Origin of the sequence: Halobaculum sp. CBA1158 (assembly GCF_021431925.1) — an archaeon.
Classification (GTDB): domain Archaea; phylum Halobacteriota; class Halobacteria; order Halobacteriales; family Haloferacaceae; genus Halobaculum.
In genome coordinates this window covers 906,786-931,213 of record NZ_CP090371.1, presented here as the reverse complement: position 1 = coordinate 931,213, position 24,428 = coordinate 906,786, and the positions used below count along the sequence as shown (strand labels likewise).

At 70.2% G+C, this 24,428-nt stretch carries 21 protein-coding genes and 3 tRNA genes; 15 read left to right on the top strand and 9 right to left on the bottom strand.

Annotation, left to right across the window (positions count from 1 at the left end):
• Positions 1-40: 40 nt before the first annotated feature.
• Positions 41-796 carry a DUF309 domain-containing protein gene (locus Hbl1158_RS04955; protein WP_234298947.1) on the bottom strand — a complete coding sequence of 252 codons (756 nt, stop codon included), beginning with the start codon at positions 794-796 and terminating at the stop codon, positions 41-43.
• A gap of 499 nt (positions 797-1,295) precedes the next feature.
• Positions 1,296-1,368: transfer RNA gene (locus tag Hbl1158_RS04950), tRNA-Arg, on the bottom strand.
• A gap of 130 nt (positions 1,369-1,498) precedes the next feature.
• Here Hbl1158_RS04950 and Hbl1158_RS04945 point away from each other — a divergent pair.
• From Hbl1158_RS04945 to Hbl1158_RS04930, 4 genes are all read left to right on the top strand, one after another.
• Positions 1,499-2,053 carry a hypothetical protein gene (locus tag Hbl1158_RS04945; protein ID WP_234298946.1) on the top strand — a complete coding sequence of 185 codons (555 nt, stop codon included), beginning with the start codon at positions 1,499-1,501 and terminating at the stop codon, positions 2,051-2,053.
• Between the two features lie 230 nt (positions 2,054-2,283).
• Positions 2,284-3,756, top strand: a complete 1,473-nt coding sequence (locus Hbl1158_RS04940) for a single-stranded DNA binding protein (RefSeq protein ID WP_234299476.1) — start codon at positions 2,284-2,286, stop codon at positions 3,754-3,756.
• 90 nt (positions 3,757-3,846) lie between these two features.
• Positions 3,847-4,281: a histone gene (locus Hbl1158_RS17250; RefSeq protein ID WP_234298945.1), complete on the top strand. Its 435-nt coding sequence runs from the start codon at positions 3,847-3,849 to the stop codon at positions 4,279-4,281.
• A gap of 2 nt (positions 4,282-4,283) precedes the next feature.
• A complete protein-coding gene (locus Hbl1158_RS04930; protein ID WP_234298944.1) occupies positions 4,284-5,303 on the top strand; it encodes a histone deacetylase in 1,020 nt (339 codons plus the stop codon).
• Positions 5,304-5,340: 37 nt separating this feature from the next.
• Here the strand turns inward: Hbl1158_RS04930 and cca are convergent, their stop codons facing one another.
• On the bottom strand, positions 5,341-6,879 hold the full coding sequence (gene cca, locus Hbl1158_RS04925; RefSeq protein WP_234298943.1) for a CCA tRNA nucleotidyltransferase: 1,539 nt from the start codon (positions 6,877-6,879) through the stop codon (positions 5,341-5,343).
• 137 nt (positions 6,880-7,016) lie between these two features.
• Between cca and Hbl1158_RS04920 the strand changes: the two genes are divergently transcribed.
• The 3 genes from Hbl1158_RS04920 to Hbl1158_RS04910 all read left to right on the top strand — a co-directional run bounded on the left by Hbl1158_RS04920 (position 7,017) and on the right by Hbl1158_RS04910 (position 8,414).
• A tRNA-Asn gene (locus tag Hbl1158_RS04920) sits at positions 7,017-7,119 on the top strand.
• Positions 7,120-7,221: 102 nt separating this feature from the next.
• Positions 7,222-7,325 (top strand) — tRNA-Ile (locus Hbl1158_RS04915).
• 117 nt (positions 7,326-7,442) lie between these two features.
• Positions 7,443-8,414: a C-terminal binding protein gene (locus Hbl1158_RS04910; protein WP_234298942.1), complete on the top strand. Its 972-nt coding sequence runs from the start codon at positions 7,443-7,445 to the stop codon at positions 8,412-8,414.
• Here the strand turns inward: Hbl1158_RS04910 and Hbl1158_RS04905 are convergent, their stop codons facing one another.
• Positions 8,415-9,305 (bottom strand): DUF6663 family protein, encoded by an 891-nt coding sequence (locus Hbl1158_RS04905; protein WP_234298941.1) that lies wholly within the window; start codon positions 9,303-9,305, stop codon positions 8,415-8,417.
• Between the two features lie 84 nt (positions 9,306-9,389).
• On the opposite strand from Hbl1158_RS04905, the gene Hbl1158_RS04900 reads away from it, so the two are divergent.
• Complete coding sequence (locus Hbl1158_RS04900) at positions 9,390-9,977, top strand: phosphate-starvation-inducible PsiE family protein (RefSeq protein ID WP_234298940.1); 588 nt, start codon at positions 9,390-9,392, stop codon at positions 9,975-9,977.
• A 39-nt stretch (positions 9,978-10,016) separates the two neighbouring features.
• Here Hbl1158_RS04900 and Hbl1158_RS04895 read toward each other — a convergent pair whose 3' ends face one another.
• Positions 10,017-11,447 (bottom strand): NAD(P)/FAD-dependent oxidoreductase, encoded by a 1,431-nt coding sequence (locus tag Hbl1158_RS04895; protein ID WP_234298939.1) that lies wholly within the window; start codon positions 11,445-11,447, stop codon positions 10,017-10,019.
• 141 nt (positions 11,448-11,588) lie between these two features.
• Between Hbl1158_RS04895 and Hbl1158_RS04890 the strand changes: the two genes are divergently transcribed.
• Both Hbl1158_RS04890 and Hbl1158_RS04885 read left to right on the top strand, forming a co-directional pair.
• Positions 11,589-12,302 carry a metallophosphoesterase gene (locus Hbl1158_RS04890; protein WP_234298938.1) on the top strand — a complete coding sequence of 238 codons (714 nt, stop codon included), beginning with the start codon at positions 11,589-11,591 and terminating at the stop codon, positions 12,300-12,302.
• Positions 12,303-12,346: 44 nt separating this feature from the next.
• The gene (locus Hbl1158_RS04885) at positions 12,347-12,565 is read left to right on the top strand and encodes a hypothetical protein (RefSeq protein WP_234298937.1); all 219 of its coding nucleotides are present in this window, start codon (positions 12,347-12,349) and stop codon (positions 12,563-12,565) included.
• A 17-nt stretch (positions 12,566-12,582) separates the two neighbouring features.
• Here Hbl1158_RS04885 and Hbl1158_RS04880 read toward each other — a convergent pair whose 3' ends face one another.
• Positions 12,583-13,506 (bottom strand): iron-sulfur cluster assembly protein, encoded by a 924-nt coding sequence (locus tag Hbl1158_RS04880; RefSeq protein ID WP_234298936.1) that lies wholly within the window; start codon positions 13,504-13,506, stop codon positions 12,583-12,585.
• Entirely contained in the window at positions 13,506-14,576 is a 1,071-nt protein-coding gene (locus tag Hbl1158_RS04875; RefSeq protein WP_234298935.1) for an amidohydrolase family protein, read from the bottom strand. Before Hbl1158_RS04875 ends, Hbl1158_RS04880 begins: the two co-directional genes overlap by 1 nt.
• A gap of 115 nt (positions 14,577-14,691) precedes the next feature.
• Between Hbl1158_RS04875 and Hbl1158_RS04870 the strand changes: the two genes are divergently transcribed.
• The gene (locus tag Hbl1158_RS04870; RefSeq protein WP_234298934.1) at positions 14,692-15,732 is read left to right on the top strand and encodes an NAD(P)-dependent alcohol dehydrogenase; all 1,041 of its coding nucleotides are present in this window, start codon (positions 14,692-14,694) and stop codon (positions 15,730-15,732) included.
• 167 nt (positions 15,733-15,899) lie between these two features.
• Positions 15,900-17,102 carry a thiamine pyrophosphate-dependent dehydrogenase E1 component subunit alpha gene (locus Hbl1158_RS04865; RefSeq protein ID WP_234298933.1) on the top strand — a complete coding sequence of 401 codons (1,203 nt, stop codon included), beginning with the start codon at positions 15,900-15,902 and terminating at the stop codon, positions 17,100-17,102.
• A gap of 54 nt (positions 17,103-17,156) precedes the next feature.
• Here Hbl1158_RS04865 and Hbl1158_RS04860 read toward each other — a convergent pair whose 3' ends face one another.
• Complete coding sequence (locus tag Hbl1158_RS04860) at positions 17,157-19,421, bottom strand: amino acid permease (protein ID WP_234298932.1); 2,265 nt, start codon at positions 19,419-19,421, stop codon at positions 17,157-17,159.
• Positions 19,422-19,482: 61 nt separating this feature from the next.
• Positions 19,483-19,761, bottom strand: coding sequence for a hypothetical protein (locus Hbl1158_RS04855; RefSeq protein WP_234298931.1), 279 nt, complete (start codon positions 19,759-19,761; stop codon positions 19,483-19,485).
• A 433-nt stretch (positions 19,762-20,194) separates the two neighbouring features.
• Here Hbl1158_RS04855 and Hbl1158_RS04850 point away from each other — a divergent pair, with 433 nt between their 5' ends.
• The 3 genes from Hbl1158_RS04850 (at position 20,195) to Hbl1158_RS04840 (ending at position 24,409) form a co-directional block, all read left to right on the top strand.
• The gene (locus Hbl1158_RS04850; RefSeq protein WP_234298930.1) at positions 20,195-20,953 is read left to right on the top strand and encodes an Lrp/AsnC family transcriptional regulator; all 759 of its coding nucleotides are present in this window, start codon (positions 20,195-20,197) and stop codon (positions 20,951-20,953) included.
• Positions 20,954-21,055: 102 nt separating this feature from the next.
• Positions 21,056-22,603, top strand: a complete 1,548-nt coding sequence (locus tag Hbl1158_RS04845) for a TrkH family potassium uptake protein (protein WP_234298929.1) — start codon at positions 21,056-21,058, stop codon at positions 22,601-22,603.
• Positions 22,604-22,723: 120 nt separating this feature from the next.
• On the top strand, positions 22,724-24,409 hold the full coding sequence (locus tag Hbl1158_RS04840) for an NAD-binding protein (RefSeq protein ID WP_234298928.1): 1,686 nt from the start codon (positions 22,724-22,726) through the stop codon (positions 24,407-24,409).
• Positions 24,410-24,428: the final 19 nt, after the last annotated feature.

Here is a 24,428-nt window from a genome sequence, read left to right as displayed (position 1 = left end):
AGTCTCTGTCGTTCGGGTCGCTAACGCTCCGGCCCCGTCGTCAGAACAGCCCCTCCACGTCGGTCTCCTTGCGGCGCTCGCGCTCGACCAGTCCCGAGAGCCGGTCGTACACCAGCCCCCGCGTCTGCGGGTCGTCCGCGCGGAGGAGATCGAACAGGAGGGCCGCGAAGCGCGAGCGGCCCATCGCCTCCTCCTCGCGCGCGAACCGGCCCGCGTCGGCGACGACGCCGGCGTCGAGGCCGTGTTCCTCCGCCAGTGCCTCCGCCGCCAGCGTCGCCGCCGAAAGCGACAGCGACGTGGGCGCGACACGCTCGCCCCCGTGCGTCAGCGGCGGCGCGGGCCCGCGCTCGACGCGCTCGGGATCGGCGGCCAGTCCGGCGAGCGCGTCCCGCAGCGCCGCCGCGTCGACGCCGCGGTAGCGGTCCGGGAGGTCCGCGAGGTACCCGCGAGCGCCGTCGGCGAGTCCGACCGCGCCCGACCAGTTGCGGTCGCGGGCGTGGTGCTGTGCGGCGGTGAGCTGAATGAGCCCGTGGAACAGCGCCTCGTCGCGGACGACGGAGGTGGGAGCGTCGCCGGCGACGCCGTCCGTCTCGACCGTGTCGTCCGTGTCGCCCGCGACCGCACCATTAGCGTCCGCGCCACCGGCGTCCCCGCGAGCGACGGCGTCTTTCAGGTCGAGCCAGACGTCCTCCCAGGGATCGTGTGCGGCGTGGTACTCCTCGGCGGCGTACAGGGCGATGCCGGCCCGGAGCGCCGCGACGCGGGCGGACTCGTCGGGGGCGTCGCTGGTAGACACAGCGGATCTCATTCCGGCGCGCGTTTCAGTCTGTCCGTGGCGCGCCGGGGCGCGCTCGCTCGTTCGCTGCTCAAATCTCCGTGTGTGAACTTCGACGGCGACACGGCTCCTCGCTTCGCTCGTCGCGTTGTGTCGCCGAAAACGTCCGGACGGAGTTCACGCGAGCGTAGCGAGTGTGAACACGGCCGGACGTGACTGAACGAACGAAGTGAGTGAAGGAACGTCCGGACGGAGATTTGAACTCTGAACAGACGGTCCCGCTCGCTTCGCTCGCGGGCTGCGACTGTTCGATTCAAATCTCCGTGTGCAGACTAACCGTCGGCGCGGACGACTCGCTTCGCTCGTCGTCGTTGCGCCTCGAAAACGTCCGGACGGAGATTTGAACTTCGCCGAGACGTGCTCGCTTCGCTGCGCGCGCCTCGTCGGCTCAAATCTCCGTGTGTGAACTTCGACGGCGACACGGCTCCTCGCTTCGCTCGTCGCGTTGTGTCGCCGAAAACGTCCGGACGGAGATTTGAACTCCGGTCCCTGGCTCCGCAAGCCAAGAGGATAGTCCACTACCCTACCCGGACTCAATTCGGATGACGCCAGCGCCACGTAAAGCAATTCCGATCCGATCGACCCGTGCGATCGACCACCGTGACACAAACGCCGCTTTGCGTCTACGGCGGACTTTTACATTCAGCCAGCGTCGCCTGAAACATGGACCGACGAACCGCCCTCTCGCTCATCGCCAGCGTCGGCGCGACCGCGCTCGCCGGCTGTACCGGTAGCGGCGCTGATGACGGCACCGACGGCGACGAGACCGACGGGAGCACCGGCGACGACGGCACCGACGGGAGCACCGGAGACGACGGCACCGACGGTCCGGACGACTCGACGACCGAGCCGCCGGCGGACGACGGCTCGTCCCCGTCGATCACCGATCGATCGTTCTCGCGGCTCGGCGACGCCGCCGAACCGGGCGAGTCCGCGAGCGTCGCGTTCGACGGCGACCGCGTGCGGTGTGCCGGGGTCATTCAGGGACGTAACGGGTGCATGGAGGCGGAGCTGGACTCGGCGACGTACGACGCCGACGGCGACGAGCTCCGGGTCCGCGTGACGACCGTCCGCGAGGGCGGCGACTACTGTACCCAACAGATCGTCGACCGGGAGTACGAGGCGGTCGTGACCTTCGCCGGCGGCCTCCCCGGAGCCGTCGTCGTCGAGCACGAGTCGATGGGGGAGGTGCGGACCGCGACCGACGTGACCCGGTAGGGCGCGCGGCCCCGGCGAAGCCTCAAATACGATCCCGACGCAGCCGGCGCATGAGCGACGAGACGGCGACCCGCGGACGCGACGAGGGATCGGACGACGGCGGATCGGGCGACGGCGGATCGACCGGCGTCACCGCCGACCGTGGCGTCGTCGAAACCGACAGCGGGCGCGACGACACCGACCGAACGGGAACCCTTATGCGGCGCACTCGCCTGGGGAGTGATACGAATATGGGCGCTATCGAGGACGTCTACGACGACCTGGACGCCGACGTCCCCTTCGAGGAGTTCGAGGCCGCCGTCGAGCAGAAGGTCGAGGATATGGGCGGACTGGCCGACGAGGAGACCGCGGCGATGCTGATCGCCCACGAACTGCGCGACGAGGAGGTCAACAGCGTCGCCGACATCGAGCCCGGGATGGACGAGGTGAAGTTCCTCGCGAAGGTGATGAGCGTCGGCGAGGTGCGAAGCTTCGAGCGCGACGGCGAGGACGAGGACGGCCGCGTGCTCAACGTCGAGGTGGCCGACGAGTCCGGCCGCGTCACCGTCTCGCTGTGGGACAAAGTCGCCGTCGACGCCGCGGAGCGTCTCCAGGTGGGCGACGTACTCCGGATCATGGGTCGTCCCAAGGAGGGGTACAGCGGGCTCGAGGTGTCCGTCGACAAGGTCGAGCCCGACGACGACGCCGAGGTCGACGTGGAGGCCGTCGAGCAGTACCGCGTCGAGGACCTCTCGATGGGTGCGACGGACGTGGACCTGCTCGGGGTCATTCTCGACACGGACACAGTCCGAACGTTCGACCGCGACGACGGCTCCGAGGGGAAGGTGTCGAACATGACCGTCGGCGACGAGACCGGCCGCGTCCGCGTCACCATGTGGGACGACATGGCCGACCGCGTCGAGGAGGTGGAGGCGGGCGAGACCGTCGAGATCGTCGACGGGTACGTCCGGGAGCGCGAGGGCGACCTCGAGCTACACGTGGGCTCCCGGGGTGCGATCGACGAGGTCGACGAGGACGTGGAGTACGTCCCCGAGACGACCGACATCGCCGACCTCGAACTCGACGAGGTCGCCGACATCGCCGGCGGCGTCATCGAGACCAGCGAGAAGCGCACCTTCGACCGCGACGACGGCTCGCAGGGGCAGGTGCGAAACGTCCGGATCAAAGACGACACCGGCGAGATCCGGGTGGCGCTGTGGGGCGACAAGGCCGACCGCGACATCGACCTCGCCGACCGGGTCGCCTTCACCGACGTCGAGATCCAGGACGGCTGGCAGGACGACCTGGAGGCGTCGGCCGGCTGGCGCTCCTCGGTCTCCGTGCTCGAGGACGCCGACGGCGACGCCGGGGGCACGGGCGGCGCGAGCGGGGGAACGACGGGCGGATCGACCGGACGCGACGCCGGTCAGGGCGGACTCGACTCGTTCGAGTCGACCGACTCGGGTGGCTCCGGCGGCACAGCGTCGGCGACGGCGACCGCGGAGTCGGCCGACGGCGACGCGGGTGCGGACGGTGACCCCGGCGACGCCGGTGCCGTCGTGGAGTTCACGGGGACGGTCGTGCAGGCGGGCGATCCGGTCGTACTCGACGACGGGACCCAGACGCGGTCGGTGGAGACCTCGGCGACCCTTCGGCTCGGCGAGGAGGTCACCGTCCGGGGCGTCGAGGAGGACGGTACCATCGACGCCGAGGACGTGTTCTGACGCCGTCGACGGTGCGGTGGCGCGGGGGTCGTGGTGGCGCGACTCACGCTAACGGAAAGCGTTATACACGCCACACTCCGGCGTATGTGTATGACTGTCGAGTTGCCGTTCGCCCCCGTCGACGACGTCATCCGACGGAACGCGGGTGACCTCCGGGTGAGCGCCGGCGCGGCCGAGGAACTGGCCGCCCGCGTGCAACGGCACGGGGCGTCGCTGGCGGTCGATGCGGCCGAGCGGGCGGCCGTCGACGGCCGCAAGACCCTGATGCCCGCGGACTTCGGGGTCGAGCAGGTGGTCGACCGGTCGGAGCTGACGCTGCCCATCGCGCCGGTGGACCGGATCGCCCGACTCGACATCGACGACTCCTATCGCGTCTCGATGGACGCCCGGGTCGCGCTCGCGGACGTCCTCGAGGACTACGCCGACAACGTCGCCCGCGCGGCCGCCCTGCTGGCGCGCCACGCCGACCGCCGAACCGTCCAGGCCGACGACATCGAGACGTACTTCGCGCTCTTCGAGGGGTAGCGATGCGGTTCGGCTACAGCGAGGCGTGTCTGGACCACGACACCGGCGACCGACACCCCGAGAACCCGGACCGCCTCCGCGCGATCAGGGAGGGGCTCAAGCGGAAACACGGCGTCGAGTACGTCGAGGCCGACCCCGCCTCCCGCGCCGCCATCGACGCGGTCCACGACCCCGGATACGTCGACGAGGTGGTCGACTTCTGCGACTCCGGCGGCGGCAGTTGGGACCCCGACACCGTCGCTTCCGGCGGCACCTGGAACGCCGCTCGCGCGGCCGCCGGGCAGGCACTATGGGCCGCCGAGGAAGCGCTCGCGGACGCGGGCGACCCCGGCAGGCGGACCCCGTTCGCGCTCGGCCGCCCGCCGGGTCACCACGCCGTGTCCGACGACGCCATGGGATTTTGCTTCGTCAACAACGTCGCCGTCGCCGCACAGGCGGCCATCGACGACCCCGACCTCGACGCCGAGCGCGTCGCGATCTTCGACTGGGACGTCCACCACGGTAACGGGACACAGGACATCTTCTACGACCGCGGCAACGTGCTGTACGCGTCGGTCCACGAAGAGGGGCTCTACCCCGGCACCGGCGCGGCCGACGAAATCGGCGAGGGCGACGGCGAGAGGGGGACACTGAACGTGCCGCTTCCGGCGGGGGCAGGCGACGCCGACTTTCTGCTCGCGATCGACGACCTTGTCGCGCCCGTCATCGACCGATTCGACGCCGACCTGGTGCTCGTGTCGGCGGGCTTCGACGCCCACCGTCACGACCCGATCTCCCGGATGCGCGTCTCGACGGAGGGGTACGCGCTGATGACCGACCGGATGCGGACGCTCGCGGGAGAGATCGGAGCAGGCCTGGGGTTCGTCCTGGAGGGCGGCTACGGGCTCGACACGCTCGCGGAGGGGGTCAGCATGGTCCACGAGACGTTCGACGGTCGCCCGCCGATCGACCCGGACAAGGAGCCCGAATCCGACAGCGTCCCCGTGGTCGAGGACCTGCGCGAGCGGTTCGATCTGGGGTAACTCCTCCCGGAGTACGGACACCCGGAGTCGCCTGTGGTCAGACGGACGGCTCGAAGTACTCGCGGAGGTCCGCGCCGAACCGGTCGGTCAGGTCGGCGAGCGACTCCCGCGCGAGCACGTCGTATCCGGTTTCGAGCGCGGACTCGACGCGAGCGCCGAGGGCGGCCTCGAAAATCCGGTCGGACTCGAGGACCGCGACCGCGTCGCGCTCGTCGGGAGGACGCTCGCGTTCGACGACGTAGCGGCCGTCGGCGACGAACGGCCCGTACGCGTCGGGATCGCCGGCGTACTTCCCGTGGAATCCGGCCGCGTGATCGCGGACGTGGACCGGCGGCCCCTCGTGACGCTCGATCGCCGGGAGTTCCCGCGAGGCGAGTTCGACGAGCAGCACCGCTCGACGGCCGGCGGCGCGGTCGGTTCCGTCGCCGTCGGGCGCGTCGCCGGTGGCAGGGTCGGGGACGGGGTCGGTGGCCGAGTCGCGGTCGGTCGCGAACGTCGCCGACCGGATCACGTCGAAACCGCGTCCGTCGAGTTCGCGTTCGATCCCCGAGAGCGACCGGCGAAGCTGGGGGTACAGTTGGTCGTCGACGATGTCCGGCGCGTCGAAGGCGACCGCGACGGGGGCGGTGTCGCGGCGGCGGACGTGCTCGCGGCACTCCTCGGCGGTGATCGGCTCGGTCGGATCCGGGAAGAACGGGTCCGTCCGCGGGTCGGTGAGCAGGTCTCGCGCGTGGTGCTGGAGTCGCGCGAGGTTGTCGCCCGAGAGCACGGCCGCGACGTTGCGCTCGGGGTCGGTCGGGTCGACGACGACGAGCGGGTCGTCGAACTCGGCGGTTCCGTGGTCCTCGGGGTCGAACCTGACCGGCGGATGCCAGTCGGCGACCGCCTCGAGCGTCTCGCGCGCGCCGCCGTGTTCCACGACGAGCAGTTCGGTGAGATACCCCGAGAAGCCGCGCGTGCGGAGGTCGCTCCCGTATACGCCGACGCCCTTCAGAAACGCTTTGAGAACGCGCACGTCGCCAGCGAGGTCCTCGGTCAGTCGCTCGCGAAGGTACTCGTTGTGGAACGGGGTGCGGTCGACGGCCGACCGGATCTCGGTGGCCGCCTGAACGCCGTAGCAGGGTACCAAGTCCACGTCGAAGCCGTCGACGTTGCCGACGACGTAGGGGTGTTCGGCGTACTCCTCCTCCCCGTCGGGCAGCACAGCATGGCCGACGCGGAGGCCGAAGCGTTCGAGCTCCGTCCGCGAGAGGGCGGTCGGGAACCGGACGAACAGGTCGATGTCGCGGTCGCCCGCGAGCCACGTCCCGCGCGCGGTCGAACCGACGGTGAGCACGTCGGCCTCGTCGGCGGGCGAGGGGAGGTCGGCGACGGCGTCGCGGGCGCGCTCGGCCAGGTCGGCGGCCGCGGCCGACAGCCGCTCGCGCTCGTCGGCGTCGGGCGTGACGCGCTCGCGGACCGTCGACAGCACCGCGCCGAGGTCGTCCACGGGGGCGTCGGCGGCGTCGGTGAGGTCGCCGGCGTCGCCGTCGGTGCCGTCGTCGCCGCCGGCCGAGCGGTCGTCCGGATCGGTCATTGCCGTCCGGTTCCGGCGCGCGGGTAACGAGCGTGTCGGTCCGGGGCGACCGGCCCGCCGTCGGTGTGTGAATCACCTGCTCGCGCCGGGTCGAAACGAAAGCACTTTCAAATTCACACCAGTAGGTGCGGGTGCGAGCCGAAGTAGCTCAGCTGGTAGAGCGCCTCGCTGTTACGGGATTCAGGTCCCCTGTCTCCCGCAGAAACGAGGTGGTCCCAGGTTCGAGTCCTGGCTTCGGCGCTTCTCTCGGCCCCACATCGGGCAGTCGCACCCATCCCCGGCGGCAGCCGGGATACCCGGAAAGGAAACTACTTGACCGCGGCCCGACAACGGCGGTGACGAGGGCCCATAGCTTAGTCTGGTATAGCACCCGGCTCATACTCCGGTCGGCTCCGACCGCCGGATGGGACACCGGGCGGTCGAGGGTTCGAATCCCTCTGGGCCCACTTGTCGCGACGCACCGCGAGGAGCGGAGCGACGAGCACGGAAGGACTCCGCTCGGGTCCCGCCCCCTCGTTTTTGCCGGCGGCGGCCGACGACCGATGTATGACGGAGGGACGCCCGTGAGCGCCGCCGACCGACTGGTCGTCGTCGCCGACGATCCGAAGTACGACCCCGACCGCTACCGCGAGGCGCTGGACTGCCGGGTGGAGACGGCCGACCTCTCGACGCCGGCGCTGGTGCGCCGGCACGCCGCCGACGCCGACGCGCTCGTCGTGAACGTCGACACCGCTGTGCCGGCGGACCTGCTCGACGACCTCGACCTCGCGGTCGTCGCCCGCGGCGCGGTGGGGCTCGACGGCGTCGACGTGGCCGCGGCCGCCGAGCGCGGCGTCCGGGTGGTGCACGTCCCCGACTACTGCCTCGACGAGGTCGCCGACCACGCCGTCGGCCTGCTCACGTCGCTGGCGCGGGGGATCCCGTCGTACGCCGCCCGCGCCGAGGCCGGAGAGTGGGGCTGGGAGCCGCCGTATCAGATCGAGCGGCTCGCCGACTGCACAGTCGGCGTCGTCTCGTTCGGGCCGATCGCCCGGCGGTTCGCGGACCGGATCGCGCCGCTGGTCGAGACGGTGATCGCGTACGACCCGTACGTCGACCGGGAGGCGATGCGCGACCGCGGCGTCGAGCCCGTCGACTTCGACGAACTGTGCCGGCGTGCGGACCACGTCTCCGCGCACGCACCGTTGACCGACGAGACCCGGGGGCTGCTCGACGCCGACGCGTTCGCGACGCTGCCGACGCACGCGGTCGTCGTCAACACCGGCCGCGGGGGGGTCGTCGACGAGGAGGACCTGCGGTCGGCGCTGGCCGAGGGCGACGTCGCCGCCGCGGGGCTGGACGTGCTGGAGACGGAGCCGCCCGACTCGGACCACCCGCTGTTCGATCGGGAAGACACGCTGGTGACGCCCCACGTCGGGTGGTACTCGACGGCGGCGAAGCGCGACCTGAACGAGGCCCTCGCGCGCGACATCGGTCGGGCGTTCCGCGGCGAGGAGCCCGCGGGACTGGTCGATCCCGACGCCGACTGGCTGTAGTCACAGATAGGTGTCGCGGACGGTCCGCGCGAGCAGGCCGTCGCGCTCGAAGGCGATGTAGACGATCACGAACGGGTCGTCGGCGGGGCGGAGCACGAACACCTCGCGCGGGGCGTCGTCGGCGAGGTCGTCGTCGACGCGCTCGACCAGCGGCTCCAGCGGGGTCGTCCCCGAGCGGAACTCCTCGAAGAGGTCGCGCGCGCCGCCCTCGCCGAACACGTACAGCGCGCCGTTCGGCTCTCCGTCCGTGTCGCGCGTGACCCGCGACCCCATGCCGTCGCCGGCGGCCCGGGCGTCGCGCCACGTCTCCTCGGCGGCCTCGAACACCGGCTCGATCTCGTCGACGAAGTGAAAGCGTCCCCGTCGCCGGATCGACAGCGAGTCGAACGACGCCAACGGGCTGTGGTCGTCACCGGCTGACTCGGCGGGCGCGGGCCAGCGGAGCGTCGACTCGATCACGTACCCCGGGTCGAGGTCGGCGACCGTCTCCGCGAGGTCGGCGGCGGTAGTGCCGTCAGCACCCGTGGCGTCGCCGGCGTCCGCCCCGGCGTCGACCCGGACCGGCTCGAACCCCTCGTCCGGGGCGCGACCCGGGCCCGGCTCGGGGGTGTCCAGGTCGACCAGGACGATCTCGTCGTCGTCGCGGTCGAGCACCCGGTAGCGACGCGGTCCGAGTGCGCCGGCGTCGCGGTCGGCGGCCGTGCACGCTGTGTCAGTTTCACCGCCGGCATCGCCCGCCCCGTCCGCCCCGTCCGCGGCGTTGTCGGTCGACGTGACTCCGTCGGCCGACCCGGCTCCACCGGCCTCGTCGCCCGATCCAGTCGCCTCGCCGACCCAGTCGTCGTCCCCGTCGCCCCAGGGGTCGACCGACTCGTCGTCGTTCGCGTCCATACCGGTGCCAGCGGGTCGTCGGGTAAGCCCGTGTCGCTCCCGACCGCCGGTAAGACTTTGTCGTCGCCCGGCAAGCCGTCGAGCGTGCGCATCGACGACGCAGTCGAGCCCTCCGAACAGGGGATGAAGCTGCTGGAGGTCGGGACGGCGTACTTCCTGTTGGTGCTGTTCGCCATCGGCTTTCTCGACCTCCTGTTGGTGCTCGCGGAACTGCTCGCGAGCGGGGAATTCACCGACCCGAACCAGGTGATCGACATCATCGACACCGTACTCGTCCTCCTGATCATCGTCGAGATCCACCAGACCGTGGTGGCGTTCTCCCGGGACGAGCCCGTCGTCCGGATCGTCATCGCCGCAGCGCTCATCGCCATCACTCGGAAGGTGATCTCGTATCGCCCCGGGGAGTACGCCAACATCGAGGCGGCGTTCGTCGCCGCCGCGGCGTTCTCGCTGCTGCTCGCGGTGCTGATCGGGGCCTACTACGTCGTCCGCCGGACCAACACGGACGCGATGACCTCGGGCCCGTTCGGTGAGGGTGGGACCGGGACCGGAACCTCGGGAGATGGCGACTCTCCCGGCAGCGGGTCGACCGCCGACCCCCCGGCCGCCGATCCGACGAGCGACCCCGAGAGCTACGACGCCGGCGGCCGGGACCGCGCCGGCGACGGGTGAGCGTCGGCAGCCGGGACCGCGCCGGCGACGCGTCCGATATCACTCCGGGAGCCGCTCGCTGGCCGCTCGGAACAGGCCGTCGAGTATCTCCGGCGTCGTCGGGTGGTACGCCCGGTCCGGCACCTCACGCACGTCGGCCCCCCGCTCGACGAGCACCTGCATCGTCTTGGCCATCGCGTCGGCGTGGAGGTGCAGTCCCTGGTAGCCGAGGACGGTCCCGTCGTCGGCGTCGACGACCAGGCGGGCGAGCCCGCGGGGGGTCGCTTTCACCGCGAACACGCCGTCGTCGGCGGCGTCGCGCCCCACCTCGACACAGTCGTGTCCGGCCTCGGCGGCCGATTCGGCGGTGTGACCGACGCGGGCGTACGGGTAGACGGCCGCCCCGGAGAACAGCACTCGATGGGTGATCGGGTCGTACTCCGCGAGGTCATCGTCCGCGATGTCGGCGAGGACGTTGTCGGCGGCGAGGTATCCCTGCTCCTTGGCGACGTGGAGCAGCGGGATCCGGCCGTTCGCGTCGCCGACGACGTACGTCCGCCCCGACTCGTCGTCGACGGCGCGCATGGTCGCGTCGACCCAGCCCTCCCCCGGGGCAAGCGGCGTCGCCGCCAGGTTCAGCCCGTCGAGGTCGGGCCGTCGTCCGGTGAACACGAACAGCTCGTCGGCCTCGACGCTCGCGCGGTCGTCGTCGCGGTCGGTGTGGAGGCGGACGCCGCCGTCGGCGGTCGCCTCGACGGATCGCTCGCTCGTCTCCGTGAGCACCTCGATCCCGAACTCCTCGCGGTAGAGCTCCAACAGTTCGTCGCCGAAGGCGTCGGGCGCGTCGTCGAGCGGGCGCTCGTCGTGTTCGATCACGGTGAGGTCGACGCCCGCCTCCGCGAGGTACGCCGACAGCTCGATCCCCACGTAGCCGAACCCCATGACGACGCCCGAGTCGGGCAGTTCGGTCGCGTCGAGGACGGCCGCGCTGTCGGCGTAGTCGACCTCGCCGATCCCGGGGAGGTCGGGGACGTTCAGGGTCGAGCCGGTCGCGACGACGACGTAGTCGGCGTCGAGCCGGTCGCCGCCCGACAGCGCCAACTCGTGGAGACCGACGAACCGGGCGCGCTCGTGGCGGAACCGGACCCCCGGACGATCGGCGATCTCGTCGACGGCCGCGCGACGGTGGGCGGCGAACGAGGAGACGTGCTCGTCCTTGCTGGCGACGACGCGGTCGAGATCCAACTCCGGCGGGTCGCCGACGAGCCGGTCGTCGTGGCGCGCGCGGTAGCGGTGTTCGGCCGCCGAGAGCACCGCCTTCGACGGCATGCACCCCCGGAGGATGCAGAGCCCGCCGCCGGGGTCGCCGTCGTCGATCAGCGTGAGCCGGTCGAGCGGGGCCGACGGGTCCGACGGGTCGACGCGCTCGGCGAGCGTCTCGGCGGCGGCGACGCCGGCGCTCCCGTACGCGCCGATGATGGCGACGTGCATACCTCCTCGTCCCGTCCGCGGGGGAAATAGCTACGGTCGGTACGGTCGGGATCGGACGGGGCCGGCCGCCGGACGGGATCGGGTCGCGACCGTCCCGCCGGCGACGACAGGCCTACGCCCCCGCGGGGCGTTGCCTCGACCGTGCTCGACGCCGCTTTCGGGGACCGCGCGGTGTACCTCCGCGGGGCCGACGCGCTCGTGATCGCGGACCTGCACGTCGGCCGTGCGACCGCCTCCGACGTGGCGTACCCCATCGACGAGGCGGGCGACCTCGCGGGTCGCCTGCGCGGTCTGCTCGACCGCTTCGCGCCCGCGGAGGTCGCGTTCGCCGGCGACGTGCTCCACCGCTTCGACCGCGTCGCCGTCGGCGACGAGCGTGCGCTCTCGAGGCTGGTCGACGCCTGCCGGGACGCCGGCGCGTCGGTCGCGCTCGTCGCGGGGAACCACGACACGGCGCTGTCGGCGGTGCGGGACGACCCGGTCACCGACGCCCACGCCCTCGACGCCGGCCGCGACGACGGGCCGATCGTCGTCCGCCACGGCCACGAGTCCCCGCCGGCCGACGAGGACGCCGGGGTGTACGTCGTCGGCCACGACCACCCGACGATCGACGTCGAGGGTCGCAGGCGGCCCTGCTTCCTGTACGGCGAACGCGCCCACGGCGGGGCGGACGTGTTGATGCTGCCGCCGTTCTCCCGGGTCGCCCCCGGCGTCGAGGTGAACGAGATGCGCGCCCGCGACTTCGACTCGCCGTTCGTCGCCGACCCCGACGCCTTCCGGCCGATCCTCGCGACCGACGGGGACGCGGACCCGCTCGTGTTCCCACCCCTCGGGGAGTGCCGGCGGCTGTTGTAGGCCGCGGCGAACGCTTTTGCCGGTCCCCGCGTGACGTGCGATCGATGGCCGCGATCAACGAGTGTCTCGGCTGCGGCGTCGAGTTCGACCACGCGGACGGCGAGTGTCCCAGTTGCGGCTGGAACGCCGAGTCCTTCGCAGAGCGCGGTCGCTACGGCCTGGCGAAGGAGGGACACGGCGAACCCGACGACGAGGAAGAGGGGAGTCGCGACGGCGAGTCGAGCGGGCCGCCGCCGGGACCAGACGGGCTGATCGGCCTCTGATCGCCGGCGGCGTGTGATCAGCCGGAGAACGTGGACAGCGGCGGGCGGTCCTCCGCGTGGCGGGCCTCGTTGAGCGCGTCGCAGACGGTTCCTTGCCCGCCCATGTTGACGCCGGCGAGGCGGGTACGCTTGCGGACGAGGTCCACGTCGTCGCCGTCGAACGGCTCCGCTTCTGGCGTCCGGAACAGTTCGGAATGCTCGTCGTCGAGCACGCCGGTCGCCTCAGCCTTCTCCAGGTAGTGCTCGACGGGCGCTGCGTCCGCCTCGACGGCGACCGTGCCGTCGCGGACCCACACCCTGACTCGGTCCGCCGGCGCGTCCGCGAAGTCGAGGTCGTCGCGGGTCAGCCCGGCGACCTGGTCGCGGGTGAGTCCGGCGTCCAGCAGCGCCCCGGTCGCGTCGTGCTGGCGGGCGGTGCGAGCCTTCCGGTCGAGCTCCAGTCGGACCGATTCGACCCCGCCGTCGGCGTCCGGGAACGCCTCCTCGAAGGGGAGTCCCTCGTTTATCCCGCGGGTTATCTCCTGCTCGTGCATGTGGTCACGGAGTTCGATCTCGGCGCGCGCGACCGTCGGGAGCGACTCGACCGCCTCGCGGGCGTCGCCCGCCATCATCCACGCGAACGCCGGCGAACACCACGCCGTCGGGAGCGTGAACCCCACGAACACGTCGTCGCTCGCGTTCCCGCTGTCGGCGTCCGCACCGGTGGGTGCGTCGGCGTCCGTGTCGACGGCGTCGATCCGGATCGTGTCGACGTAGTCCAATTCGACGATGGACGTGTCCAACTCCGGGTCGGTGACGCCGTCCAGTCGGTCCCGGACCGCCGACGCCGACGTGGCCGCGTCGGGCGTCACCTCCACGTCGCCCGTCTCGGGCGGGTCGCTGGCGTCGGTCGCCCCGACGGCGTCGTCGCCCGCGTCGGGCGCGCTCGGGTTCGACGACATCAGTCGTCGGCGGGCGCGGGGCTCGTTCCGTCCGCGTAGTGGTCGGCGAGACCGAACTCGTCGGTGACGCCGTCGGAGCGGAACTGCGTCTTTTTCTCCTCGATGTCGATGTCGTACAGCTCGGCCGCGTTCTCGCCGAGGATCTTCCGCTTCGTGTCGAGGTCGAGTTCGACGCCGTACTCGTCGCGCTGCTCGTCGGTGAGCTCGGCGTCCATGAACGTCTCGACCAGCCAGTCGGGGTTCCACAGCGCGTAGTCCGACCCGAACAGCAGACGGTCCTCCCCGAGCCAGAACAGCAGTTCGCCCATGATCTCCCCGAACTTGCGGGGTCGGTGAACGGCCATCGGAGCCGCGACCGCGAGTCCGCCGTACACGTTCGGCTCCTGGGCGGCGATCCAACAGAAGTCGTCGAGCCTGGGGAGCCCGACGTGCTCGACGACGAAGTTCAGTTCGGGGAACGACGTGGCGGCGTCGTCGACGTCGGCCACGTCGAAGGCGTCGCGGTTGAGCGGGCGGATCGTCGGCCCCTTGTGCGCGTGGATGTTCTCGATCCCCAGCTCCGAGCACTTCTCGAGGAACTCGAACGACGCCTCGGAGTCGAGTCGCCACCCCTTCGAGTCGCCGCGCCACTCTGCGGTGTACAGCTTCACGCCCTGGAGGTCGTACGCCCGGTTCAGTTCCTCGAGGTACTCGATCCCCTCCTCGCCGTCACGTGGGTCGAACGTCCCGTTGACGACGAACCGTTCGGGGTACTGCTCGGCGAGCTCGGCGTTGTCCTCCGCCGTGTTGAACCCGTCCTCGTAGAACTCCGAGAGGTACGTCGGCTGGAAGATGCCCATGTCGACGGCGGCGTTGCCGAACAGGTCTTCGGCCATCCGCTCCGTGCCGTACTTCCGGTACTCCTCCATGCTCCATTGCCTCTCCTCGGGGGTGAAGCTGGTGTGGTAGTCGTAGAAGCACTGGATGAACTGCTCGCCCCCCTCGTGGACGATGTTCTCTTCGCTGGCGTCCCAGAGGTGGATGTGTCCGTCGATGACGAACACCTCGTCACCCTCGTCGGTCACGTACATCGTGACGTGCTAGCATGACTGCACCGAGTTAAACACCATAGTCGATAATGTGAAACTTTCCTGGACGGTGAGAGGACAGGAATATTTATGACTCACCTGTGGTACCATTTCGCACATGCAGGCTGCCAGACTCCACGCGTACACCGACGACATGTCCGAAGCGCTCACCATCGACGAGGTCGACCGACCGACGGCCGGGGCGTCGGACGACGTGATCGTCGAGGTCGAGGGCGCGGGGTGGTGCCAGACGGACAACCACGTGATCGAGGGAATGTGGGAGGAGTACGTCCCGCAGGAACTCCCGCTCACGCTCGGACACGAGAACGCCGGCACCGTCGTCGAGGTCGGCTCGGAGGTACAGACGGTCGACGTGGGCGACAGCGTCATCTGTCACCCGGTGATGACCTGCGGGACGTGCCGACCGTGTCGCCAGGGCGAAGACATGTACTGCGAGAACGTCCGCTTCCCCGGACTCACCCACGACGGCGGGTTCGCGGAGTTCCTCCACACGAACGAGCGCGCGGTCATCCCGCTCCCCGGCGACGTGGACACGACCGACATCGCGCCCCACGCCGACGCCGGAATCACGGCGTACCACGCGACGAAGAAGGCCGTCCGAGAGCTGAACCCCGGCGACACCGCGGTCGTCATCGGCGTCGGCGGCCTGGGACACATCGGCCTTCAGTGTCTCGACGCGATGAGCGCCGTCGACATCGTCGCGCTCGACCTCAAGGAGTCCGCGCGCGACCTCGCGGCGGATCTCGGCGCGCGCCACACGGTCGACCCCGCGACCGAGGACGTGCCGAGCGTCGTCGCCGACCTCACCGACGACGTTGGCGCACAGCAGGTGCTCGACTTCGTCGGCGCGGACCAGACGACCGCGCTCGCGCCGGACATCGTCGCCGCCGGTGGCGACCACCACGTGATCGGCTACGGCGGTCACGTCCACGAACCGGCACAGTCGCTGGTCGACGGCGAGTTCAGTTACAAGGGAACGCTCGTCGGGCGCTACACCGAACTCCAGGAGCTCGTGGCGCTCGTCGAGCGCGGCGAGGTCGACCTGCACACGAGCCGGTACTCGCTGGACGACGTGAACACCGTCGCAGAGCGGCTCGAACACGGCGAGATCGACGGGCGGGCGGTCATCACTCCCTGATCCGGCCCCGCTCTCTCGAACGGGTCCGCCCCGTTCGGTCGCTGTCGTCACCGCCATTCGGCGATGTCGTCGCCGTCGGGCCGATGTCGCGGACGCCGGTCGGGAGCGTTCTGATCGGTCGGTGCCGCTGCCGAAACGGCTACCCTGTTGCACTCTGACACGCCCGTATGAGCGACGCCGACGCCGGATCCGGTTCGGGCGGGGAGACCGACGCCGACGCCCCGCCGGACCCGATGGGCGACGTGTACCGCGTGTTGGGTCCCGACGGCGAGGTCGTCGGCGAGGTTCCGGACCTCTCGGAGGAGACCTTCGTCGACATCTACCGCGACATGGTGACCGCGCGCCGGTTCGACGAGCGGGCGATCAGCCTCCAGCGACAGGGCCGGATCGGCACCTACGCCGCCATCGAGGGACAGGAGGCCAGTTCCGTCGCCGCCACGCACGCCCTGCGCGAGGACGACCCGATCTTCTACCAGTACCGCGAGCACGGCGCGGTGGTCGCCCGCGGGTTCCCCGCCGAGTACCTCGCCTACTGGATGGGCCACGAGTCGGGGACCGCCGGCCTCGCGGACATCGACGTGTTCCCGCTGAACATCGGCATCGCGGCGCACATCCCGCACGCCGTGGGCGCGGCGATGGCGTTCGACTACCGCGGCGACGACCGCGTCGCCTGCGCCCACTTCGGCGACGGCGCGACCTCGGAGGGCGACTTCCACGAGGCGCTGAACTTCGCGGGCGTGTTCGACGCACCGAGCGTCTTCGTCTGTCACAACAACCAGTGGGCCATCTCGATCCCCCGCGAGGATCAGACCGCGAGCCCGACGCTGGCGGCGAAGGCCGAGGCGTACGGCTTCGAGGGCGTCCGCGTCGACGGGATGGACCCCCTCGCCGTGTACGCGATCGTCGCGGAGGCGGCCCGGAAGGCGCGGACCGCCGGGGAAGCCGGCGGCGACGGTGCGGGTGACACGGACGACGAGGACGGCCCCGACGCCGGCGGCTACGGCCACCGACCCACGCTGATCGAGACGGTCGAGTACCGCTTCGGAGCCCACACGACCGCCGACGACCCGAGCGTCTACCGCGACGACGAGGAGTCGGAGCCGTGGCGCGCGTGGGACCCGATCCCCCGCATGGAGGGGTTCCTCCGCCGCGAGGGGGTCGCCGACGACGACCTGATCGAATCGGTACGCGAGGAGGCCGACGACCGGGTCGCCGGGGTTATCGACGCAGCAGAGCGCTTCGAGGTCGACCCCGCGGACATGTTCGCCGACGTGTACGCCGAGACGACGCCCGAGTTGGAGCGTCAGCGTGAGGGGCTGCTCGCGGCGATCGAGCGTCACGGCGAGGACGCGTTCCTACGCGAGGAGTAGTCGGGGGCCGGCGACCGAGCCGGCCTTCGAGCCGACAGCCGGGTCTGCGTCGAGTCAGCGTCGACCGAAGACTCGCTCCCGGAGCGACCGCGAGGACGGTCGTTCCGTCAGCAGCACCGGCGTGTCGAGGTCCGTGAGCGAGTCGAACGTCAGGGACCCGCGGACGACCCGAGAAAGGAGCCCTCGCTCGGTCGCGCCGACGATCACCAGACCGTACGCCGTGCCTGTCCGCGTGATCACGGTTTCCACGTCGCCCGTGTCGACGATCAGCTCGGCGTCCTCGAGCCCGTGGTCGCCCGCCCAGTCGGTCAGGAACTCCCGACCGGCCTCCTCGGATCCCGCCTCCGCGACGTGCAGGAGCGAGACGTCGACCCCGACGGTCTCGCGGAGCGCCCGGGCGACCTCTGCGGAGAGGTCCGAGGACGGCCCGCCCGCGGTCGGCACGAGCACGTCCGAGAGCGTCGGGTCCTCCCCGTCGAGCACGAGGAAGTCGCACGGGAGATCGTGGGTGAGCTCGTCCAGCGTCCCCTCGACGCGCCCGCCGGCGAACCGCGCCCCGCCGTAGCCCATCACGACGGTGTCGGCGTCGTTCGTCCGTGCGGCGTCGAACACCTCCTCGATGCCGCGGTGTGAGAGGATCGTCCGCGTCTCGATGGGCACGTCGAACGCCGCCGCGTCCTCCGTGGCGGCGTCGAGCAGTTCTGCCGAGGATGCGTCGATCCGGTCGCGGTTCTCGGCGGCGGTCGCGAGCGACGTCTGGTCGGGAACGGTCACGACGTGCGTCGCGAGGACCCGTCCGCCCTCGTGCTCGGCGAGCGCGCCAGCGAGGGTGATCAGCGCGCTCTCGGTTCGCGGGTTCGCCAACGCGACCATGATCGTCGGCCCGTCGCTCCCGTTGGGCGCGACGGCGTCGGCGGCGTCGACGACCTGATCCGGGAACTCCTCTCCCCGGTCGCGGATGTATCGAGACAGGACGCCCTGCTGTGTCGTCTTGTTCCGGGCGTACGCGAAGTACCACGCCACGGCGGCGAGGACGAATCCGGCCGACAGCGCGATCTCGAGGCCGTCCATGAACGCGACGAGCCCCAGCGAGAGCACCGCCCCGAGGATCGGCGTGATCGGGTACAGCGGGACCCTGAAGTCCGGGTCGTACTCCGGGACATCGGCCTCTCGGAACACGATCAGTCCCACGTTCATGAGCGCGTACACGATGAGGTGGAGGACGCTCGCGGCCTTCGCGAGCACCTCGATGTCCCGGCCCAGAAGCGCGATGAACACGACGATGAGCCCGCCGGTCAGGAGGATCGACCGGTAGGGCGTCGCGTAGTTCGGGTGGATCTCGTTGAGCCAGTTGGTAACGATCCTGTCGCGCCCCATGGCGAAGTTGATGCGTGCCGACGCGAGGATCGACGCGTTCGCCGACGACGCCGTCGCCAGGAGCGCGCCGAGCGTCATCACGGCCGCCGCGGCCGCGGCGACCCCACCGATCGGGCCGATCGAGGACGGGAACGCCACCTCGGCCGCCTGTGCGACTGGCGCGTCCGTGCTGAGATCCGGCCATGGGACGATCCCGAGCATCGTCGTCACGAGGACCGCGTAGATCACGGTGACGATGGCGACGCTTCCGATGATCGCGATCGGGAGGTTCCGGCCGGGGTTCTTCAGCTCCTCGGCGACCGTCGCTATCTTCGCGTAGCCGAGGAACGAGACGAACACGAGCGCGGTCGCCGGCAGGATCGCGCCGGTGCCGAACGGCGCGAGCCCGTCCGCTCCCACGAGGGTCGCGTAGTCGAACGAGAGGAAGCCCGCGAGAGCGAACGCCGTGAGGATCGCCAGGAGGACGAACACGATGACCGTCTGGACGCCGCCGGTCTCCTTCGCGCCGATGTAGTTGACGCCGACGAAGACGGCTCCGGCCAGCAGCGCGCCCACCTGGATCGGGTCGAGGAACGCGACCTCCGGCAAGCCGACGAACACCGCGAGGTACTGTCCGAACCCGATGCAGTAGAACGCGGATGCGAACGCCAGGCCCATCCAGTCGCCCATCCCCGCGATCGACCCGAACAGCGGCCCGAGCGACTTGTTGATGTAGTAGTAGCCGCCGCCGGCTTTCGGCATCGCCGTTCCCAGTTCCGAGACGGACAGCGCGTTCACCATCGCGATCACGCCGCCGACGACGAACGAGACCACGACGATCGGCCCCGCGGCGTTCGCGGCCACGCCCGGGAGGACGAAGATCCCGGCCCCGATCATCGTCCCGATCCCGATCGTCATCGCTGAGACGAGCCCGAGGTCCTTCGCGAGTTCCTCGTCGCTCATCTCGAGCCCTCGACGACCGAAGCGACCGAGTCGGCCGAGGCGGTCGGGATCGGCTCCGGACTCATTCGGACACCTCCGCCGGCTTCGGCAACGAGACGACCGGGAGGGCCGGATCGGTCACGAGCTTGTTCGCGGTGTCGCCGGCGAGGAACCGAACGATCCGACTGCCTCCTCGGGGACGGAACGCGACCGCGGTCGCGTCGACGGCCCTCGACTCCTCGAAGATCGTCTCGACGATGTCGGTCCCGAACGCGATCCGCGTGTTCACGGTCACGTCCCCGGGCAGGGACGACTCGACGATTTCGAGGAACTCCTCGGCGTCGCTCCGGCGTTTCGCCACCGGCGCTTTGTCGACGACCCCCCGCCCTTCTCGATGACGTGGACGGCGGTGACGTGGTCGACACCCGCCAGATGCGGTCGGATCGCCGCACACGTCTTCTCCGCGTCGTCGTCGCTCGCGACCGGGAGGACGACGTGACTCAGGAGCGACATCGCGCTACACACCCCTCGAGGCTGTCGATCCGTCCAACGGTGGGGATCGACCCCCCGTTCGAGGACGCGCTCCGTCGGGAGCGCCACCGTGCGGCGTGGTCGGTCGTATTCGTCGTCCCGGTATTCGGTCGGTCATATCCGCGTTCGATCCGTCATACGCATAATAATGCCGATCTGGTTGCGCTTTCAGTAATCCAACGTCGTTAATTTGTCGAATAAGTATCTCTCGGCGAGCGACGAGGATCCCGGATTCATAAGAGCACACCCGGCGAGCGTGGGGTATGGGGTACCGTCTCGACCAGATCGATCGGCGTATCATCTACGAGCTGATGCGCGACGCACGAAACACGTCCGCCCCGGCGATCGCAGACCAGGTGAACGTCTCGCCGGGGACTATCCGAAACCGGATCAACCAGCTCGAGGAACACGGCATCATCCGCAACTACACCGTCGGCGTCGACTTCGAGCGGGCGGACGGCTATCTGACGAACCTCTACGTTTGCACGGTACCGGTCTCCGAGCGGAAGCCGCTGGCGCGGGACGCCGGATCCGTCCCCGGGGTTATCAACGTCCGCGAGCTGATGACCGGTCGCCGGAACCTCCACGTGCTGGCCGTCGGCGAGGACACCGAGGCACTCCGTCGTATCACACGGGCGCTCTCGAAGCTCGGTATCGAGGTCGAGGACGAGACGCTCGTGGAGGCCGAGACCACCGGACCGTTCGGTCCCTTCGGACCCGACGACGGCGTCGCGATCGACGACGCCACGGACTTCATCAGCCTTGCGGGCGACGCCAACGTCGTCGACGTGACCGCCCAGGCGGGCGCACCGATCGTCGGGCTCACGCTGGCCGAGGCGGTCCGCGAGGGGGTCCTCGACGACGACGCGCTCGTCGTCGCCGTCGAGCGCGACGACAGGGTGCTGACCCCGCACGGGACGACCGAGGTCCGTCCGGACGACATCGTCACGGTGCTGTCCCGCAGCGGCGACACCGCCGGCGTGGTCGAGGCGTTCGTGACGGACGCGGACCGCGAGAGCTGACCCACGGTCGGACCCGGGGCGCACGTTCGCACGGCGAGCGTCGCCGGCGTCGCGCCGTCCCGAAACGACCATCCGTCACCCGTCGATCGATACAGTCATTCGATGGTCAGTCTGCCAAGCGCCCACGTCGACTACCGGGTAAGCGTCGCCTCCGTCGGGACGGTCCTCAAATACATCGGCGTCACCCCGCTGTTCCCGCTGGCGCTCGCGCTGTATTACGGTGAGGACCCGCTGCCGTTCGTGGCGACGAGCGTCGTCATGGTCGGTGCGGGGACCCTCATGGAGCGCGTCCGCGGCGACGGCGAACTCGGAAACCGGGAGGGGTTTCTCCTGGTCAGCCTCGCGTGGCTGCTCGTGCCGGCGGCGGGGACTGTGCCGTACCTCGTCGCCGGGACTGGAACCGTCGCGAGCCCGGTCAACGCCCTCTTCGAGAGCATGAGCGGCTTCACGACGACGGGCGCGACCGTCCTCGGGGAGATCTCGATCGAGCGCCACGGGCGCGCGATCCTCATGTGGCGACAGCTCACCCAGTGGCTCGGCGGGATGGGGATCCTCGTGTTGATGGTCGCCATCCTCCCGCAGCTGTCGGTCGGCGGGGCGCAGATCATGCGCGAGGAAGCGCCCGGCCTGTCGCTGGAGAAGCTGACGCCGCGGATCCAGGAGACGGCGCGCGCGCTGTGGGGGATCTACGCCGGCTTCACGCTGCTTGCGGCCGTCGTCTATTACGTCCTGTTCCTGGCGGGCGTCGCGCCGAACATGGACCTCTACAACGCGGTCGCCCACGCGCTCACGACGCTGCCTACCGGGGGTTTCTCGCCGGAGGCCCGCAGCGCCGAGGCGTTCGCGCCGGCGGTCCAGTGGGCGATGATGCCGTTCATGATCGTCGCCGGGACGAACTTCGCGCTGTTCTGGTACGTCCTGCGCGGGGAACCCCGCAGGCTGATTGACAACGTCGAGTTCCGCGGATACCTCCTCGCGATGGTTGCGTTCGGGACGGTCGTCTCGGCGCTGTTGTTCCTCGGCGTCGGCCTCGCCGAGACGCCCGCGAACGTCGATCCGATCCCGGGGAACCTCGAGAACGCGCTCCGACAGGGCCTGTTTCAGGTGCTCGCGATCGTCACAACGACCGGGTACGCGAGCATGGACTTCAACACGTGGGAGCCCTCCGCGCAGACGATCCTCCTGTTCGCGTACTTCCTCGGCGGGTCCGCGGGGTCTGCCGCCGGGTCGATCAAGATCGTCCGCTGGGTGCTCGTCCGAAAGGAGATCGGGCGGGCGCTTTTCACCTCCGTTCACCCCGAGGCCGTCAGGCCGATCCGGCTCACTACGGAGGTCGTCGAGGACGACACCGTCCGGGACGTGTTCGTGTTCATCGTACTGTTTCTCCTGCTGTTCGCGCTCTCGACGGTCCTGCTGTACCTCGACAGCCTCCGTACCGCGGGTCTGTCCCTGTCCGGACTGGAGGCGATGAGCGTCGCGATCGCGACGCTCGGGAACGTCGGCCCGGGCTTCGGTCCCGTCGGGCCGATGAACAGCTTCCTGCCGTTTTCCGTTCCGGCGAAGCTCTACATGGTGTTCCTGATGTGGATCGGACGGCTGGAGGTGCTCTCGGTGCTGGTCGTGTTCACGCCGGCGTTCTGGAGTCGGTGAGCGCCGGCGGTCGAGGTTCCCCGATCGACGCGTCCGCGATCGGCGGCCTGAACCCGGATCCATCGGCGGGCTCGGCAGAAACTGATTCGTAGGAGGCCCCGCAAGCGGGGGACAGTCCTCATGGCCTGGATCCCGTGGTCGTCGCGATACGACGACCTCTCACGCCGGAGTCGGCTCATCATCTACTACCTGTTCGGACTGACCGCGCTCGTGCTGACGTACACGGTCATCTACAACACCGGAATGAGCGTACTGGAGGGACGGCCGCAGTCGATCTTCCGGTCGTTCCAGACGGTCACGGAGACGATGACGACGACCGGGTACGGTGCCGACTCGCCGTGGGAGTCGCCGTGGATGAACCTCTTCATGGTGTTCATGCAGCTCAGCGGCATCGGCGTCGGCTTTTTCACCCTCCGGGTGATCGTGATTCCGCTGTTCACCGGCGCGGAGATCGACCTCGACAGCCGGCTGTCGCCCAAGCACGACCACGTGATCGTCTGCGAGTACCGCCGCGACTCCGCGGTGCTGCTCGACGAGCTCGAACAGCTCGGCATCGACTACGTGCTCATCTCCTCCGACGAGGAGGAGGCGATCGACCTCTCGGACGAGGGCTACTCCGCGATCCACGGCTCCCCGCAGGAGAGTTCGGCGTTCGAGCGCGCGAGCATCGGGAACGCTCGGGCGGTCATCACCGACGCCGACGAGGCGAACGTGGACACCATCCTCACGATTCGGTCGCTCCGCCCCGACGTGGAGATCATCACGCTGACCGACGACAGTTCCCTGCGGGACGTACTGCTCGCCAGCGGCTCCGACAGCGTCGTCTCACCGCGTGCGGTCCTCGGGCAACGCCTCGCGCGGAAGGCGATGTCGCTGTACACCTCGGAGCTCCACGACACGGTCGGCGTCGCCGAGGGACTGGAGGTGACGGAGATCTCCGTCAGCCGGGGGAGTTCTCTCGACGGCGTCAGCATCCGGAACTCGCGCATCCGCGAGCGGACGGGCGCAAACGTCGTGGGCGCGTGGATCGACGGCGAGCTCCAACTCCCGCCCGATCCCGATTCGGTCATCGGTCCGAACACGGTCCTGCTCGTGTCCGGCGACCACGAGGCGCTGGAGGAACTCGGGGAGACGGCCCGACCGGTGCGCCCCCGCGGCCGCGACGAGGGCGTCGTCATCGCGGGGCTCGGGGAGGTCGGGAACGCGGCGCTGTCGGTGGTCGAAGGCGAGCCCAGCGTACCGGTGACGACCGTCGACGTGGTCGATGGACCCGGCGTGGACGTGGTCGGCGACGTGTCGACCCGCGAGGTCCTCCGCGAGGCGGGCGTCGAGGACGCCGGTGTCATCCTGGTGTGTGTCCCGGACGACTCGGCTGCGCTGTTGACCGCCGTACTCGCGCGGTCGCTGAACCCCGACATCGAGATACTCGTACGGATGAGCGACGCGAAGGCGACGACGAAGGCGCTTCGCGCGGGCGCTGACTACGTGCTCTCGGTACCCCGGATCAGCGCCCGGATGGTGGCCCGAGAACTCCGCGGCGAGGACGTGATCGGCGCGGGCAGCCAGATCCGGATCGACCGCGTGTCCGCCGAGCCGTTCGCGGGGAAGACGCTCGCCGACAGCGGCATCTACGAGCGGACCGGCTGTCGCGTCATCGCGGTCGAGCGCGGCGGCGACCTGACGATGAGCCTCGACCCCGACCGGCGGATCGAGGCGGACGACCGGCTGGTGATCGTGGGGACCGACGAGGCGGTCCGGCGGTTCCTCACGGTGTTCGACGTGTCGTCGAGGCCCATCGAGGAGTGACCGGCGCGGCCGCGGACGG

What these genes read in the sequence shown, in the direction of transcription:
- Hbl1158_RS04945 (WP_234298946.1), top strand. Translation starts at nt 1,499, where the DNA reads ATGGACCGACGAACCGCCCTCTCGCTCATCGCCAGCGTCGGCGCGACC.
- Hbl1158_RS04940 (WP_234299476.1), top strand. Translation starts at nt 2,284, where the DNA reads ATGGGCGCTATCGAGGACGTCTACGACGACCTGGACGCCGACGTCCCC.
- Hbl1158_RS17250 (WP_234298945.1), top strand. Translation starts at nt 3,847, where the DNA reads ATGACTGTCGAGTTGCCGTTCGCCCCCGTCGACGACGTCATCCGACGG.
- Hbl1158_RS04930 (WP_234298944.1), top strand. Translation starts at nt 4,284, where the DNA reads ATGCGGTTCGGCTACAGCGAGGCGTGTCTGGACCACGACACCGGCGAC.
- cca (WP_234298943.1), bottom strand. Translation starts at nt 6,879, where the DNA reads ATGACCGATCCGGACGACCGCTCGGCCGGCGGCGACGACGGCACCGAC.
- Hbl1158_RS04905 (WP_234298941.1), bottom strand. Translation starts at nt 9,305, where the DNA reads ATGGACGCGAACGACGACGAGTCGGTCGACCCCTGGGGCGACGGGGAC.
- Hbl1158_RS04895 (WP_234298939.1), bottom strand. Translation starts at nt 11,447, where the DNA reads ATGCACGTCGCCATCATCGGCGCGTACGGGAGCGCCGGCGTCGCCGCC.
- Hbl1158_RS04885 (WP_234298937.1), top strand. Translation starts at nt 12,347, where the DNA reads ATGGCCGCGATCAACGAGTGTCTCGGCTGCGGCGTCGAGTTCGACCAC.
- Hbl1158_RS04880 (WP_234298936.1), bottom strand. Translation starts at nt 13,506, where the DNA reads ATGTCGTCGAACCCGAGCGCGCCCGACGCGGGCGACGACGCCGTCGGG.
- Hbl1158_RS04875 (WP_234298935.1), bottom strand. Translation starts at nt 14,576, where the DNA reads ATGTACGTGACCGACGAGGGTGACGAGGTGTTCGTCATCGACGGACAC.
- Hbl1158_RS04870 (WP_234298934.1), top strand. Translation starts at nt 14,692, where the DNA reads ATGCAGGCTGCCAGACTCCACGCGTACACCGACGACATGTCCGAAGCG.
- Hbl1158_RS04865 (WP_234298933.1), top strand. Translation starts at nt 15,900, where the DNA reads ATGAGCGACGCCGACGCCGGATCCGGTTCGGGCGGGGAGACCGACGCC.
- Hbl1158_RS04860 (WP_234298932.1), bottom strand. Translation starts at nt 19,421, where the DNA reads ATGAGCGACGAGGAACTCGCGAAGGACCTCGGGCTCGTCTCAGCGATG.
- Hbl1158_RS04850 (WP_234298930.1), top strand. Translation starts at nt 20,195, where the DNA reads ATGGGGTACCGTCTCGACCAGATCGATCGGCGTATCATCTACGAGCTG.
- Hbl1158_RS04845 (WP_234298929.1), top strand. Translation starts at nt 21,056, where the DNA reads ATGGTCAGTCTGCCAAGCGCCCACGTCGACTACCGGGTAAGCGTCGCC.
- Hbl1158_RS04840 (WP_234298928.1), top strand. Translation starts at nt 22,724, where the DNA reads ATGGCCTGGATCCCGTGGTCGTCGCGATACGACGACCTCTCACGCCGG.